Here is a 15,196-nt window from a genome sequence, read left to right as displayed (position 1 = left end):
TGCGGTAATACCCCTCGAGACCCCCATCTGTGACGGAGCACAACACCTGTGAGCTGCGCAACGTCGCGCTATCTGCGGCGCAGCAGCCAACCCAGCAGCCCGCTCAGACCCACCGCCACCAGCAGTCCGACCACCGTGGCGGTCTGGAAACCGTCATCCGGGCCGAGTTGCCCCGCCCGGGTCAGCAACACACCGATCACCGCGGAGGCCAGCACCACCGCGCCGGCCCGGGTGAGCCAGCGCAGCACCACGTTCGGGTCGGTCACCCCGTCGTAGGGCAACACGGCCACCAGGGCGCAGAGGGTGTGCCCGAGGTAGAGCAGGGTCGCCACCGCCAGCAACCGCCACAACGCGATCGGGCGGTCGTAACCGGCCGAGGCGAACACCCAGCCGGCGACCGTGACCAGCGCGGCGAAGGTCGGCCAGACCCGGCGCGGGGCCACCGCCGGCAGCACCGCCACCACCGTCAGCGCGAGCAGCGACCGGGCCTGGAACAGCTCCACCGGGTACGCCAGCAGCAGGCCGGCCAGCACCACCAGGAAGACCGCCCCGCGCACCAGCAACGGCAGCAGCGCCACCCGACGCACCGCCGTGCGGGCCGCCCGGACCCGCTCCCGGGCCGCGTCCACCGGGCTCACCGGCCACCCACCCGGGGGGCGGTGGCCAGCCGGGCGACGTCCCGCAGCACCTGGTCCAGGCTGCCCGCGCCGGCCCAGCCCACCACCGGCACGCCGTGCTCCCGGAGCTGGGCGATCATCGTGTCCCGGTCCAGCCGCCACAGCCGGTATGCCACGGGTGCCCAGCCCCGGTCGCCGGGTGGGGCCAGGTCGGTCGGCAGGGTGTCCACCGCCACCACGAACCGTCCGCCCCGGGCCAGCCGGGCCAACATCTGCGCGGACCGCTCGTCGAGCAGCGGGGTGAGCACCACCACCAGCGCGTCGGCGGAGAGCACCTGCGGCCCGAACACCTGGTCGTACGGCTCGTGTGGGGAGGACTCGGCGTGCACGTCGAGCAGCCACTCCAGCACGGTCAGGTACTGCCGGCGGCCGGTCGCCGGGCGCAGCCGGCGCGCTGCCGGGCCGTACTCCAGCAGGGCCACCCGGTCGCCCCGGTGCAGGTAGTGCTCGGCGATCGCGGCGGCAGCCCGGACGGTGGTGTCCAGCACGGATGCCGCTCCGGCCACCCCGCCGGACCGCCCCGCCTCGGCCAGCACGTCGAGCAGGACGACCACCTCGGCGTCCCGGTCGGACAGGGTCGACGCCACGTGCAGTTGCCGGGTCCGCAGCGACACCCGCCAGTCGATGCGGCGCAGCCGGTCCCCCGGCCCGAAGACCCGTACCCCGGCCAGTTCCCCGCCCTCCCCCGGCCGGCGCGAGTGGTGCGCGCCGACCAGCCCGGCGGCCCGGGGCATCGCCTCCACCGCGGAGAACGGCTCGGTCTTCGGGTAGACCCGCATCCGCACCGGTTCGGTGAGCACCGCACGGGAGATCAGCAGCCCGTCGGCGGCGGCGGCCCGGGCACCGGCCGGGCCGACCGGGTGCCGGCCCCACCGCAGCGCGGTGCCGGACAGTTCCAGGTCGACGGCGGTGCCGGTGGACAACGCCGTCACGAAGGGCCGGTCCATGCCGCCGGAGCGGCTGACATCCAGCTCGATGCCGCCAAAACCGACCCGCCGCACCGACAGCCACGGCGAGACGCGGGTCCGGACCACCACCACGTCGTACGGCACGGTGTCCGGGTTGCCCACCGCCACCGCGCCGACCAGGTCACCGCCCTCTACCAGCTGGGCGTCCTCGGCGATGATCTCCAACTGTGGGGCGGCGGAGGGCCGGCGACGCAACGCGTACGCGGTGCCGAGCGCGAACGGGGTGGCCAGCACGACCAGGTCGACCCGGCCGAGCAGCACCGCGGCGATCAGCAGCAGCCCGGTGAGCAGCACCGCCCGGCCGAGCGCCCAGGTGGGCGACCAGCCCGCCGTCGGCTCCTGACGGTCCGGCACGACGATCAGCGCCCGGCCCGGCCGGCCGCGTAGCTGGGCAGCGCCCCACTGGCCGGGGCCGGGGTCTGCTCCAGCACCTCGCCGACCACGAACGACGGGTCTACCCGGCGCAGCCACATCTCCGGACGCAACGTGATCCGGTGCGCCAGCGCGGGGGCGGCCACCTCCTTCACGTCCTCCGGCACCACGTAGTCCCGGCCGGCGAAGACGGCCCGGACCCGGGCCAGCAGCAGCAACGCCAGCGAACCCCGGGGGGACGCCCCGACCAGCACCGACGGGTGTTCCCGGGTGGCCGCGGTGAGGTCCACGATGTACTTGCCGACGGAGTCCTCCACCACCACGTCCTCCAACGCGGCCTGCATGGCCCGCAGGGTTGCGGCGTCGACCACCGGCTCGATCTGCGCCTCCTCGCGGCGGCGGTCCATCCGGCGGCGCAGCACCTCCCACTCCTCGTCGCGCTGCGGGTAACCGAACGACACCCGCAGCAGGAACCGGTCGAGCTGCGCCTCGGGCAGCGGGTACGTCCCCTCGTACTCGATCGGGTTGGCGGTGGCCAGGACGTGGAACGGCTCGTCGAGCCGGTAGGTGACGCCCTCGACGGAGACCTGCTTCTCCTGCATCGCCTCCAGCAGCGCCGACTGGGTCTTCGGCGGGGTCCGGTTGATCTCGTCGGCGAGCAGCAGGTTGGTGAAGAGCGGACCGGCCCGGAAGGAGAAGTCGCCGGTGCGCTGGTCGTAGAGGAACGAGCCGGTGACGTCGGCGGGCAGCAGGTCGGGGGTGAACTGGAGCCGGCGGAAGTCCAACCCGAGGGCCTGGGCGAAGGAACGGGCGGTCAGTGTCTTGCCCAGGCCGGGCAGATCCTCCAGCAGCACGTGCCCGCCGGCCAGGATGCCGGCGAGGACCAGTTCCAGGGACTCCCGCTTGCCGACCACGACCGTGCCGACCGCGTCCAGCACCGCCCGGGCCAGGTGGCCGACCTCCGTGGCGGGAATGCTGCGGTCCACGTCGTTCATCAGATCTTCTCCAGTTCGGCGACGATCGCCGCGAGGTCGCGCGGCGACGGGGGACGGCGGGAGGGGGTCTCGAGGAAACTCCACAGCGGGTCCCCGAGCAGGGCCCGGGCCCGGGTCGGGTCGGCTTCCCTGGTCAGGCCGTGGCGTTGGCGCAGCCGCTCGTCGGCCAGCTCGCCGAGACGGGGCAGGATCCGCTCGGTGAACCGCTCCTGGTTGCCCGACGACCAGTCCAGCGGTCGTTCCCAGCCGTTGATCGCGGCCCGCAGCGCGTCCCGGGCCGCCCAGTTGTAGGCGCCCGGCTCCTCACCGGCCGGGGTCCGGGCCCCGCTGCGGGGCGGGGGCGGCGGGGCCAGCGCGGCGGTGACCCGACGGACGGTGAGCACCGCCAGCACCCCCGCCACCACGATGCCGATCGACAGTTGCAGACCGACCGCGCGCAGGCCGACCAGGACCACGGCGGTCACCCCGGCGGTGGTCAGGAGCAGCCGGAACAGCCAGCGCACGCGCCCGCCCCGGGCCCGGCCGGACCGGGCCGACGGCTCCTCCTCGAAACGGAACAGGTCGTCCAGACCGGTCGACTCGCTCACCCCGACACCCCGCCGGACGGGTCGCGGGCGGTCACGCCGGCACCCCACCGGGTGCGGTGTGCTGGCGGGCGGTCACGCCGGCACCTGCGGGTCGGCCAGGGCGGTGAGTTCGCCACGCAGCCGGCGCAGCGCCCCCCGGGCCTGGTCCCGCATCCGGGCGTCGACGCTGCGGGTGGCGTAGCGGGCCTCGCGGTAGACGTGGGCGAAGCCGTCCAGCACGTCGGCGCTGGCGATGGCGGGCACCCCGGCGGCCGGGTCTCCCCGCAACAACCGGGTGACCAGGTCGGTCGGGGTGTCCCCGGTAAGCCTCGGCACACCGGCCTCGGTGGCGGCCTCCTCCAGCCGCACCCAGCAGGCGATGACGGCGGTACGCGGGTCGGTGTCGGCGTCGTCCAACTCCTCCAGGCCGGCGTCGAGCGCGGCCACCACCTCCCGGGCGGTCCCCTCGGCGGTACGCCGGGCCCGCGCGGCGGGCACCGCCCGGGTGGTCCGGCGCAGCGCGCCGCGCAGCAGCGTCCAGGCCAGGTAGCCCACGGCGGCCAGGATCGCCAGCCCGAGCAGGCCGATCGCCGCCGTGGCGATCCACTGCGGAACACTCGCCCGGGTCTGCTCGGCGTCGGCACGGGGCTCGATCGGGATCGACGCGGCCGGCTCGGCGGACGGGTAATCCGGCACGTACGGGATGTTGTCGGCGGCCGGCGGGATACGGCTCGCGCCGATCGAGGAGTGCCCGGCGGCGAGCGCGGCGGCGAGCAGCAGCAGCGTCACCAGGGCGACGGGCCACCACCTGCGCAGTACGCCGAGGTCCATCGCCACCGCCCCACGCTGCTCAGTCCACCCCCGCGAGCTGTTTCGCCCGGGCGAACACGTCGTCCAGCATCTGTGTGGTCAACCGCCCGGTGAAGGTGTTCTGCTGGCTGACGTGGTAGCAACCGAGCAGATCGGGAGCGGCCGACCCGGACCAGTGTGCCCCATGGCCGAAGACCGGTCGCGGGCTGGGCGGTCGGACGCCGTACACCTGGCGTAGCACCGGCCACCACGCCGCCCAGGCGAACGCGCCCAGGGCGACGACCACCCGCAGGGTGGGCCGGATCAGGGCCACCTCCCGGTGCACCCAGGGGGCGCAGGTGTCCCGCTCGGCCGGGGTGGGCTTGTTGTCCGGCGGGGCGCAGCGCACGGCGGCGAAGATCCGCACGCCGGTGAGGGCGAGGCCGTCGTCGGCGGCGACGCTGGTGGGCTGGTTGGCCAGCCCCGCCCGGTGCAGGGCGGCGAAGAGCACGTCGCCGGAGCGGTCGCCGGTGAAGACCCGCCCGGTCCGGTTGCCGCCGTGGGCCGCCGGGGCCAGGCCGAGGATCCCGATCCGGGGTTCGGACACCGGGCCGGGTGGGGTGGCGGGCGGGCCCGCGCCGCCGCGCCCGGTGCGGTTGTCGGGGGCGCCGAAGCCGGGCACCGGGCGACCCCAGTAGTCCTGGTCGCGGAACGCGGCCCGTTTCGTCCGGGCGACCTCCTCCCGCCAGTCGACCAGGCGCGGGCAGGCGAAACAGTCGCTGACCGCCGCGTCGAGGTCGGCCAGGTCGGTCGCCCGCGCGGCGCGGGCGACCACCTCGGCGGGGGTACGGGACACGGTCGGCCGGGGCACCGTCAACGCCTGCGCCCGTCGGCTGACCGGCGCTCAGCCAAGCTTGGCCCGGAAGAGTTCGAGGGTACGGGCCCAGGCGGTGGCGGCGGCCCGCTGGTCGAAGTTCTCCGGCCGGTCCTCGTTGAAGAACGCGTGCGCGGTGCCCGGGTAGTCGTAGGTCTGGCAGGTGCCGCCGGCGTTCTCCACGGCCCGGCGTACCGTCTGCACGCCGTCGGCGGCGGACAGGCCGTCGGCCTCCGAGCAGTGCACGACCGCCGCCTTACCCGCGTAGTCGGTCCACTCGGTGGGCATCCCGTCCCACGGCAGCCGGGGGTAGAAGGCGGCGGTGGCGACGATCCGCTCGGCGCGGGTGGCCGCCCACAGCGCCAGGCTGGCACCGGCGCAGAACCCGGCGCACCCCACCTTGCCGGTCACCTCTGCCCGACCGGCCAGGTATTCCGCCGCCCCGGCGATGTCGGCCGCCGCCTCGTCCATCTGGGTGCTGTTGAGCATCTGCCGGGGCTCACTGGGCTTGCTGGCCGGCTGGCCGTGCCGGAAGTCGGGGGCCAACGCCACGAAGCCGGCCTCGGCGAACCGGTCCACCACCGAACGGATGTGCGGGACGAGACCCCACCAGTCCTGGATGACGATGACCGCCGGGCTGGCCGTCGCACTGGCCGGTACCGCGAGATACCCCTCGCCGGTCCCTGCGTTGCGGCGGTAACTCACCATCTCGCCCATCGGCCCGTCCTCCTGTCGGTCAGTCATCGTCGGCTGGTCGCAGGGCGTTCCTACGTGTCGGTAGCCTGCCACGCCGTACGCGTGCCGGGAAGATGCCAGAACAGTGGCATATACCTCGCGTTCATCGAACGGTGGCGTGCAACACGCCGACGGCGGCGCGGGAATCCCGCGCCGCCGTCGGCTGATCGTCGTACGGACCGGTCAGGCCCTGCCGGTCACGCCTTCTTGGTGAGGCAGAGCAGGTAGCCCTTGCCGCCCGGGGCGATGTTGTAGAAGACGTAGCCGTCCTCACCCTCCTTGATGTACTGCTCGCACGCCTTACCGGTCTTGGCCTGCGCCTCGGTCTGCTCCTCGACCCGGCCGACCACGTTGTAGACGGCGTCGGTCGAGGTGCACTTGACCACCTTGGCGTCGCTGACCGACTTCTCCTGCGTGCCGGTCACCTCCGGCAGCTCGGCGATGCAGTCACCGGCCTTCGCCTCGGCCGTCTCGTCGGGGTTGAGGAAGTTGCCGATGGCGCTGGCGACGCCGAACTTCAGCGCCGCGATCACCAGGAAGGCGACGATCGCGCCGACGATGCCGAGCACCTTCTTCGCCCCGCCACCCTTCGGCTCCTCCGGCTGCGCGGCGGGGGCCGGGGTGACCGACTCGGGCTGGCCCACCTGCTCTGCCTGCGGCGCGGGGGACGATGCGACCTGCTCTGACACTGAGTTTCCTTCCGAGGGGCGAATGAGCAGACGACAACGTAGCGACGAAGATCAGCGCGTGCTGCCCCGTTCCCCTCGTCCGTTCAGCCATTTCCCAGCAACGGCAGGTCAGCCGGTGGCGGTGGGCAGGGGCACCCCCGCAGGCCCAGACACCGAGGGCGACGCGACCGGCACCGATCCGGTGGGTACGGGGTTGCCCGGCGCGGTGGCCGTCGGCGCCACACCCGGCGCGGTGGGCGACGGCGCAACACCCGGCGCGGTCGGCGACGGCGACCCCCCGGGGCTCACGCCAGACCCGGGCGGGAGCGGGGCGACGGCCGGCGGATGCGGCCGGAACGGCGCCTGCTGCGGGCAGTACGGGTAGCCGCGCTGCACCGGGTTGACGTCGGGCAGGACCAGATCGTCGCAGGACGGCCAGCCCAACCGGATCGGGGTGCCGTTCTGGTCGAAGAGCCGGGCGTTCTCCACCAACCGCCCTTCGCTGTCGTAGACGTAGACGTCCTGCACCTGGTCGTACGGGTTCTGCACGGAGGTCGTCTCGTAGCCGTAGCCGTAGCCGGAGCGGGCCTGGTCGTCCACGTTCGCCACCGCGGCGATCGCGAACAACGCCAGCACCGCCGAACTGGCGTGCAACGCCCAGCGCCGCCAGGACCGCAGCTCAGGGGTGCGCCGACCCAACCAGACGGAGCCGCACACCAGGCCGGCGAAGACCAGCAGGCCGACGAACATGTGGTCGTCGAGCCGGGGCAGCAGGCCGAGCGGCCCGTCGGTGCTGAGCGCGGTGAGCAGCATCGCGACCAGGTAGGCGCGGGCCACCCACCACGCCGGGCGCAGTAGCCGCAGGAACTCCCCCGCCGTGGCGTGGCCGAACAGTGGGCCGAGCCGGGCGTCGACCCGATCCACCCGGGCCCGGGCCCGCCCCAGCATGGTGGCGATCCGCCGTTCCAGCGCCCGGCGGCCGGCCGCCGGGTCACCCGCCCCGGCGGCGGCGCGCAACTCCGCCGCGTACGCCTCGGGGGTGCCCAGCCGGTCCACCAGGGAACCGTCGGCCTCGGCGGCCACCTCGGCGAGGTGTTCCGGAAGGTCCTCGGTCAGCTCCTCGCGTACCTGCGGTGGCAGGTCGGCCAGGGCGGTCCGCACCCGCTCGACGTAGTCCGTTATCTCCTGCCCAGTGACGGTCATGCCGCCATCCCCCGATCGTCGAGCAGCTGGTCCATCGTCGTGGCGAACGCGCGCCAGGTCTTGCCGGAGCGGGTGAGCTGGTCACGGCCGGCGGCGTTGAGCGCGTAGTACTTACGGTGCGGGCCGGCCTCGCTCGGCACGACGTAGGTGGTGAGCAGGCCGGCGGCGAAGAGCCGGCGCAGGGTCCCGTAGACCGACGCGTCGCCGACCTCCTCCAGCCCGGCCTCGCGCAGCCGCCGCAGGATGTCGTAGCCGTACCCGTCGGAATCCCGCAACACGGCGAGCACCGCCAGGTCGAGCACACCCTTGAGTAGTTGTGTGGTGTCCACGCATCACACACTACTGCGCACTGCGCACTACCGTCAACAACGCCATACCCCACCCCCCCGCTCCCATCTCCCCCCGCCACCCACCCCCGCCCCACCCCAGCCCCAGCCCTCGACCCACCCCAGCCCCCGGCCCATCCCCCGCCCCCGGCCCCGCCCCGGCCCTGGCCCCGGTGATCAAGAGATTCGCGTCATCCCCACCCGGATTTCCGACGCAAACCTCTTGATCACCACACCACCGGCCCGGTGATCAAGAAGTTTGGGTCGTTCCCGCCGGGAAATTTGACGCAAAGCTCTTGATCACCGGGCTCGATGTCGAGCGGTGGGGAGGGAGGGGGAGAGGGGGGAGGGAGCGGGAGGGGGAGCGTGGGGGTCAGCTGGGGGTGGGGTGCTGGCTCCAGGCGATGCCGTCGAGGATGTCGTGTTCGGAGGCGACCACCGAGGACATCCCGGCCCGCTCCATGATCACCTTGAGCACCAGGGCACCCGCACCGATCACGTCCGCCCGGCCCGGGTGCATCACCGGGATCGCCAACCGCTGCGCGGCGGTCCGGCCCAGCAGGTCGGCGGTCACCCCGGCCACCCGCTCGTACGGCACCCGGGCGTGGTGGATGCGCTCGGGGTCGTACTCCTGGAGGTCCTGGGCGATGGCGACGACGGTGGTGACCGAACCGGCGAGCCCGACCAGTGTGGCGGCCTCCCGGCCGGGGACGGCGGCGAGCGCCCGGTCGACGGCGGCGGCGATGTCGGCCTGCGCGGCGGCGACCTCGGCGACGGTCGGCGGGTCGCCGTGCAGGTGCCGTTCGGTCATCCGGACGCAGCCGATGTCCACCGAGATCGCCGCCTGCACCCCGGAGTCGCGGGTGCCCACCACGAACTCGGTCGAACCGCCGCCGATGTCGACCACCAGGTACGGCGGCTCCGCGTCGGCGGGCAGCCCCCGGACCGCGCCGGTGAACGACAACCGGGCCTCCTCGTCGCCGGTGACCACCTCGGGCGCGACCCCGAGGGTCTGCTCCACCATGGCCCGGAAGTCGGCCGCGTTGCTGGCATCCCGGGACGCCGACGTGGCGCACATCCGCACCCGGTCGACGCCCAGCTTGTCGATCTCGGCGGCGTACCCGGCCAGCGCCACCCGGGTCCGCTCGATCGCCTCCGGGGCCAGCCGGCCGGTCCGGTCGACGCCCTGACCGAGCCGGACGATCTCCATCCGGCGGGCCAGGTCGACCAGTGGGGCCTGCGGCCCGGCCGACGGGTCGGGCAGGTCGGCGACCAGCAGGCGGATGGAGTTGGTCCCGCAGTCGATGGCGGCCACACGCGTCGTCACGGCAGCAACCCTACGGCAGCAGTCGCCCGCGCACGGCAGCGCCGACCCGACGCCCGACCGCACCGACCGGGCACCCGACTGCACCGCCCCGACGCACGGCAGCACCGGGCGACCCGCGACGCCGACCGGATGCCCGGCAGCACCGACAGGGTGCCCGGCAGCGCCAACCGCACCCGGCAGCGCCAACCGGGCCGGCGGCGGTCACCGACGCCGGGACAGTCGTCGCAGCAGCAGCCACGGCGCCCAGGGCAGCACGGCGAGCAGCACCAGCAGCGCCACCAGCGGCGCGCGCCACCACGGGTCCACCGTCGCCGGTGGCGGGTCGGTGGGCGCGGAGACCCACGGGCGGGCGGTCTTCGACCAGGCCAGGAAGGCGTCACCGATCGAGAGCAGGCCGAAGGCGTACCGGCGGGTGTGCGGGGTGTCCAGGGGAAAGCCGACCAGTTCGCCGTAGTTGGCCAACGCCCCGGCCAACGCGTCGTCGCCCTGCACCTGGGCCGCACCGAGGGTCACCACGGTGGCGGAGAAGCTCACCCCGAGCGGCAGCGGTCCCGAGTCGACGTCCCCCGGGCCGTCCAGGCCGCGCGGGTACTCCCGCACCGCCGGGCCGAGCCTCAGCGGCGACACCACGAAGTCGGTGCGGAAGCGCAGGTACTGCTCGCGGGCGAAGGTCGGGTCGATCTCCGGTAGGAACCGCTGGATGACGCTCTGCGAGGTGCCCCGGGCCACCTCGGCCGGTGCTCCGGTGCCCGGGTCGACCCGGTGTGGCAGCAGACCGGTACGCGGGTCGAGGCGCTGGCGTACCCCGTCCAGCCAGCGGCCGGTGGTCGGCGCGAAACGCGGCGGTAGCAGAGCGTCGTGCAGCCGCAGCGAGGCCACCGCCACCGTCGAGTCGACCGGCCACGCCTGCCCGGGATAGGCGGCGAGGTACGGCGTGGGAGAGGCGTCGAACGCGGCGGCCAGGGTCGCCGACGCCTCGGCGAACCGGCGCACCTCGGCCGGGTCCCGCCCCGACTCCGGTTGCAGGGCGAGCACCCCGCCGCGCAGCCAGTTCGTCCAGCCGGCGTGGAAGACGCCGTACGCCGGGGTCAGGTCGCGGCTGAACGGGGCCGTGCCGGCCGGTGACTCCAGCCGGGCCAGCGCCCACCGGGCCTCCCGCAGCGCCTCGTCACGCCCCTGCGGCGGTTGCCGCAGGCCGGTCTCCACCCGGGCCAGCCCGTACAGCGCGTGGGCGAAGAACCAGCCCTCCGGGAACATCGCCTGGGCGTCCTCGCCGGCACCGTCGTCCAGTTCGACCCGCAGGTAGTCGAGTTGCCGGTCCACCCCGGGCGGCTGACGGTCGACGCCGCCGGTCGCCGGGGCGATCAGCCGGGCGATGCCGACCAGGGCGAACAGGGTCACCAGGGCGGCGAGCACCGCGCCCAACCGGCGCACGATCGTCACCGCCCCAGGGTGGCGGGCCGGGTCAAGACCGGCCGGAGCTGCACCTTCGGACCACAGCACCGGGCGCGGACCCCGCCGTCCGGGGCCAGAGGCGCAGCAGCACCGGGCGCGGACCCCGCCGTCCGGGGCCAGAGGCGCAGCCGGGCGCGGATCCCGCCGTGCGGGGCTAGAGGCGCAGCAGCATCCGGGTGTTGCCCAGGGTGTTCGGCTTGACCCGTTCCAGGTTGAGGAACTCGGCGACGCCCTCGTCGTAGGAGCGCAGCAGCTGCTCGTAGACGGGCTGCGGCACCGGGGCGCCGTCGATCTCGGTGAACCCGAACGCGCCGAAGAACGCCGTCTCGAAGGTGAGCACGAAGATCCGGGCGATGCCCAACTCCCGGGCGGCGTCGATCAGCTCGGTGACGATCCGGTGGCCGAGCCGCCGGCCCCGGCAGGCCGGGTCGACGGCCACGGTACGGATCTCGGCGAGGTCCTCCCACATCACGTGCAGCGCCCCGCAGCCGACCACCCGCCCGTCGCCGGTGACCGCGACCCGGAACTCCTGCACGTCCTCGTAGAGGGTGACGGTGGCCTTGCTGAGCAGCCGCCGGTCGTCGGTGTAGGTGTCGACCAGCCGGCGGATGCCGCGTACGTCGCCGGTGCGGGCCCGGCGTACCACGATCCCGTCGGTCACTGCGCCGCCGGCAGGTCCACGCACGGCCCGGCCGCCCACCACTTCTCCACCAGGGCGAGCGTCTCGTCGCCGAACGGGTTGACGCCGGGGCCGGCACCGAGCGCGTGGCCCAGGTGCACGTGCAGGCACTTCACCCGGCCGGGCATCCCACCGGCGGAGATGCCGGCGATCTCCGGCACCTCGCCGATCGCGGCCCGGCGGGCCAGGTAGTCCTCGTGCGCGGCCCGGTACCGGTCGGCCAGCTCCGGGTCCCCGGCGAGCCGCTCGGCCATCTCCTTCATCAGCCCGGCTGACTCCAGCCGGCTGCACGCCGCCGTCGCCCGGGGGCAGGTCAGGTAGAACAGCGTCGGGAAGGGGGTGCCGTCGGCGAGCCGGGGGGTGGTCTCCACCACGTCGGGCAGGCCGCACGGGCAGCGGTGGGCCACCGCCCGGGTGCCGCGGGGCGGGCGTCCGAGCTGCGCGGCCACCGCGGCCAGGTCGGCCTCGGTGGCCGGCTGGTGCTCCGGCGGGGGTACGGAGTCCGCCGCCGGCTCCTGCGGTGGTACGACAGTCACGGTGCCCATCTCTCGTTCGGTACGCGGGTGCTGCTCACTGGTCCGGGGCGTCGCCGTTCGCCGCCTGGACGCTCGACCACAGGGTGTCGTACCAGGGGTCGGGGGTCTTGGGTGGGGTCGGCGGCCGGCCGCCGTTGGCGTCCCGGGCCGCGCCGTCCGCGTCGTTGAGCACGATCACCGGCGTCTCACCGGGGGCCACCATGAAGAACCGTTCCCGCGCTTTGATCTTGATGTATTCGGGGTCCTGCCACTTCGCCGCCTGGGCCGACAGCTCGGCGATCTCCGTACGCTGGGCGGCCTGGCTGGCCTCCATCCGCTCGATGTCGACCTGCTGGTCGAGATAGACCCGGACCGGATAGGTGTACGCCAGGGCGAGCGCGAGCAGCACCGCGAACAGGACGGTGGCCCGGCCGGTGAACCGTCGGGGGTGGGGTGCGGTGAGTCGCCGGATGGTGCCGCCGGCCGCCGTCCGACGGGCCGCCGCCGGACGGTTCGCCGACCGTACCCCGTCGGCGGTCCGCGACCGGGCCGCGGCAGCCCGCGGCTCGGCGCGGACCCCGCCGTCGCGCAGCGGCGTCCGGGCGCCCCGGGCCCCGCCCGGCCGACCGGTCGGCCGGCGGGCCGGGCGTTGGCCACCCGGTGTGCGGCGCTGCTGCATCGTCACACCCCTCCCCCGAGGTTCGCCTGGGTCAGGCCGAACGGTAACGCGGGAACGCGCCGGCGCCGGCGTACCGCGCCGCGTCGGCCAGCTCCTCCTCGATCCGCAGGAGCTGGTTGTACTTGGCGACCCGGTCGGACCGGGCCGGGGCACCGGTCTTGATCTGGCCGCAGCCGGTGGCGACGGCCAGGTCGGCGATGGTGGTGTCCTCGGTCTCGCCGGAGCGGTGGCTCATCATGCACTTGAAGCCGGCCCGGTGGGCCAGGTCCACCGCGTCCAGGGTCTCGGTCAGCGAACCGATCTGGTTGACCTTGACGAGGACCGCGTTGGCGGACTTCTCGGCGATGCCCCGGGCGATGCGCTGCGGGTTGGTGACGAACAGGTCGTCGCCGACGATCTGGATCCGGTCGCCGACGGCGGCGGTCAGGGTGGCCCAACCGGTCCAGTCGTCCTCGGCCAGCGGGTCCTCGATGGAGACGATCGGGTAGTCGCCGATGAGCTTGGTGTAGTAGTTGCTCATCTCCTCGGCGCTCTTGGCGGCGCTCTCGAAGGTGTAGGTGCCGTTGTCGAAGAACTCGGTCGCGGCCACGTCGAGGGCGAAGACGATGTCGGTGCCCAGCCGGTAACCGGCCTTCTCGACCGCCTCGGCGATCAGGTCGAGCGCGGCGGCGTTGCTGGGCAGGTTGGGGGCGAAACCACCCTCGTCACCCAGACCGGTGGAGAGGTCCTTCTTCTTGAGCACCGACTTCAGCGCGTGGTAGACCTCGGCACCGGAGCGCAGCGCCTCCCGGAAGCTGGGGGCCCCGATCGGCGCGATCATGAACTCCTGGACGTCGACGTTGGAGTCGGCGTGCGCGCCACCGTTGAGGATGTTCATCATCGGCACCGGCAGCAGGTGGGCGTTCGGGCCACCCAGGTAACGGAACAGGCTCAGCTCGGCGCTGCCGGCAGCCGCCTTGGCCACCGCCAGGGAGACCCCGAGGATGGCGTTCGCGCCCAGCGTGCCCTTGTTGTCGGAGCCGTCGAGGTCGAGCATCTTCTGGTCGATCAGCCGCTGCTCGCTGGCCTCGTAGCCGATCAGCTGGTCGACGATCTTGTCCTCGATGTTGGCGACCGCGTTCTCGACGCCCTTGCCCAGGTAGCGGTCCTTGTCACCGTCGCGCAGCTCGACCGCTTCGAAGGCGCCGGTGGAGGCGCCGGAGGGTACGGCGGCGCGAGCGATCGTGCCGTCGTCCAGCCCTACCTCGACCTCGACCGTCGGGTTGCCCCGTGAGTCGAGAATCTCCCGGGCGACGATTCCCTCGATGGTTGCCACTGAGTCGCTCCTCGTTCGTTGTGCGAATCCGGTATGGGCCGCGACGGTGCGGCTGGGGCAGTTGTGTTGAACGCAGCGTATCGGGCGACGCTCGGCCGCACGGCGTCCGGGCACACGTAGCCCACCCCTAATCAGCCCGCCCTAACGGACATTCCCGGATTCTCACCCCTCAACCGGCAACCGGTTTGCGCCGGGTGGACACGATCGACCACGCTGGTCGCCATGCCCGCCGTCTCGACCACCCTCCGCGTGCTCGCCGTGTCGGTCATCGCGTCGCTCACCGTCACCGGCTGTCAGACCCTCGACGACACCGGACGCACCCTCGGCAGGTCCGATCTGATCAACGATCTCGCCACCCGGCTGGACGAGTCCCTGGTCCAGACCTGGACCGCCGAATACCGGCTCCCCGGCGGCCGGACCACCACCATCGCCCAGGAGAAGGAGCCGGCCCGCTCGGCGTACACCTGGGCCGCCGGCAAGATCACCGTCTCCGAGCAGGCCATCACCCGGTGCGCGACCACCGCCGGGCGGACCGCCTGCACGGTGGAGCCGCCGGTGCTGATGTCCGGCAAGGCCGCCGTGCCGCTGTTCGCCGAGGCCCGCAAGGCCGGGCTGGTCACCCCGCCCGCCGTCATCCGGTTGCTCACCGAGGCCGCCCTGGACCCGCAGGCCCAGGTCAAGCAGAGCGACACCACACTCGTCGGCCACCACGCCACCTGCGTCGCCGTTCGGCGTTCCGCCGGGGACTTCGACGCCTGCGTCACCACCGAGGGGGTGCTCGGCAGCTTCACCGGTCTGCTCGACGGCCAGCCGGTCGAGCTGGCCCTGGAACGCTTCACCGACTCGGTGACCCCGACGGCGTTCGACCTGCCGGCCGGTGCCGGGGTGACGGACCGCCGGCCGGCGTCGTCGTGACCGTCCCACCGCCCGGACACCCCACGCCCCCGGCCGACCACCCGGCGACCTCCACGACCGCCACCGACCGCCCCGCCGACCCCACGCCCCCGGCTGACGAAACGGCGGCCTTCACGACCGCGACCGACCGCCCTGCCG

17 protein-coding genes are annotated in these 15,196 nt (G+C 73.8%); 1 reads left to right on the top strand and 16 read right to left on the bottom strand.

The annotated features are described in order from the left end of the window. Window positions 1–68: 68 nt before the first annotated feature. The 16 genes from AB0B63_RS18200 to eno all read right to left on the bottom strand — a co-directional run bounded on the left by AB0B63_RS18200 (window position 69) and on the right by eno (window position 14,143). Entirely contained in the window at window positions 69–629 is a 561-nt protein-coding gene (locus AB0B63_RS18200; protein ID WP_219470682.1) for a hypothetical protein, read from the bottom strand. 5 nt (window positions 630–634) lie between these two features. Next, the gene (locus AB0B63_RS18195; protein WP_208568657.1) at window positions 635–2,005 is read right to left on the bottom strand and encodes a DUF58 domain-containing protein; all 1,371 of its coding nucleotides are present in this window, start codon (window positions 2,003–2,005) and stop codon (window positions 635–637) included. Continuing rightward, window positions 2,005–3,012, bottom strand: coding sequence for a MoxR family ATPase (locus tag AB0B63_RS18190; protein WP_208568540.1), 1,008 nt, complete (start codon window positions 3,010–3,012; stop codon window positions 2,005–2,007). The genes AB0B63_RS18195 and AB0B63_RS18190 overlap by 1 nt, the downstream gene beginning before the upstream one ends. Next, window positions 3,012–3,599, bottom strand: coding sequence for a hypothetical protein (locus tag AB0B63_RS18185; protein ID WP_357019853.1), 588 nt, complete (start codon window positions 3,597–3,599; stop codon window positions 3,012–3,014). Before AB0B63_RS18185 ends, AB0B63_RS18190 begins: the two co-directional genes overlap by 1 nt. Before the next feature lie 72 nt (window positions 3,600–3,671). Continuing rightward, window positions 3,672–4,409, bottom strand: coding sequence for a DUF4129 domain-containing protein (locus tag AB0B63_RS18180; protein WP_357019985.1), 738 nt, complete (start codon window positions 4,407–4,409; stop codon window positions 3,672–3,674). Window positions 4,410–4,428: 19 nt separating this feature from the next. Next, the gene (locus AB0B63_RS18175) at window positions 4,429–5,238 is read right to left on the bottom strand and encodes a uracil-DNA glycosylase (RefSeq protein WP_357019850.1); all 810 of its coding nucleotides are present in this window, start codon (window positions 5,236–5,238) and stop codon (window positions 4,429–4,431) included. 33 nt (window positions 5,239–5,271) lie between these two features. After that, window positions 5,272–5,958 (bottom strand): dienelactone hydrolase family protein, encoded by a 687-nt coding sequence (locus AB0B63_RS18170; RefSeq protein WP_208568659.1) that lies wholly within the window; start codon window positions 5,956–5,958, stop codon window positions 5,272–5,274. Window positions 5,959–6,173: 215 nt separating this feature from the next. Continuing rightward, window positions 6,174–6,665, bottom strand: coding sequence for a hypothetical protein (locus AB0B63_RS18165; RefSeq protein WP_244252778.1), 492 nt, complete (start codon window positions 6,663–6,665; stop codon window positions 6,174–6,176). A 108-nt stretch (window positions 6,666–6,773) separates the two neighbouring features. Beyond that, complete coding sequence (locus AB0B63_RS18160) at window positions 6,774–7,847, bottom strand: hypothetical protein (RefSeq protein ID WP_357019846.1); 1,074 nt, start codon at window positions 7,845–7,847, stop codon at window positions 6,774–6,776. Next, window positions 7,844–8,176 carry a PadR family transcriptional regulator gene (locus AB0B63_RS18155; protein ID WP_088642881.1) on the bottom strand — a complete coding sequence of 111 codons (333 nt, stop codon included), beginning with the start codon at window positions 8,174–8,176 and terminating at the stop codon, window positions 7,844–7,846. The genes AB0B63_RS18160 and AB0B63_RS18155 overlap by 4 nt, the downstream gene beginning before the upstream one ends. Window positions 8,177–8,546: 370 nt before the next feature. Next, a complete protein-coding gene (locus tag AB0B63_RS18150) occupies window positions 8,547–9,488 on the bottom strand; it encodes a Ppx/GppA phosphatase family protein (RefSeq protein WP_219470674.1) in 942 nt (313 codons plus the stop codon). Between the two features lie 213 nt (window positions 9,489–9,701). After that, window positions 9,702–10,943, bottom strand: a complete 1,242-nt coding sequence (locus tag AB0B63_RS18145; RefSeq protein WP_357019842.1) for a hypothetical protein — start codon at window positions 10,941–10,943, stop codon at window positions 9,702–9,704. Window positions 10,944–11,109: 166 nt separating this feature from the next. After that, the gene (locus AB0B63_RS18140; RefSeq protein WP_357019839.1) at window positions 11,110–11,616 is read right to left on the bottom strand and encodes an amino-acid N-acetyltransferase; all 507 of its coding nucleotides are present in this window, start codon (window positions 11,614–11,616) and stop codon (window positions 11,110–11,112) included. Continuing rightward, the gene (locus AB0B63_RS18135) at window positions 11,613–12,170 is read right to left on the bottom strand and encodes a DUF501 domain-containing protein (protein ID WP_357019980.1); all 558 of its coding nucleotides are present in this window, start codon (window positions 12,168–12,170) and stop codon (window positions 11,613–11,615) included. Before AB0B63_RS18135 ends, AB0B63_RS18140 begins: the two co-directional genes overlap by 4 nt. A gap of 34 nt (window positions 12,171–12,204) precedes the next feature. Further along, window positions 12,205–12,828, bottom strand: coding sequence for a septum formation initiator family protein (locus AB0B63_RS18130; RefSeq protein WP_357019836.1), 624 nt, complete (start codon window positions 12,826–12,828; stop codon window positions 12,205–12,207). A gap of 31 nt (window positions 12,829–12,859) precedes the next feature. Then, window positions 12,860–14,143 carry a phosphopyruvate hydratase gene (gene eno / locus AB0B63_RS18125; RefSeq protein WP_208568547.1) on the bottom strand — a complete coding sequence of 428 codons (1,284 nt, stop codon included), beginning with the start codon at window positions 14,141–14,143 and terminating at the stop codon, window positions 12,860–12,862. Between the two features lie 222 nt (window positions 14,144–14,365). Between eno and AB0B63_RS18120 the strand changes: the two genes are divergently transcribed. Continuing rightward, window positions 14,366–15,058: a hypothetical protein gene (locus tag AB0B63_RS18120; RefSeq protein WP_208568548.1), complete on the top strand. Its 693-nt coding sequence runs from the start codon at window positions 14,366–14,368 to the stop codon at window positions 15,056–15,058. Window positions 15,059–15,196: the final 138 nt, after the last annotated feature.

It is taken from the genome of Micromonospora sp. NPDC049081 (assembly GCF_040648835.1).
Taxonomy (GTDB): domain Bacteria; phylum Actinomycetota; class Actinomycetes; order Mycobacteriales; family Micromonosporaceae; genus Micromonospora; species Micromonospora antibiotica.
The sequence above is the reverse complement of the archived record's forward strand: the minus strand, read 5'-3'. Positions and strand labels throughout refer to the sequence as shown.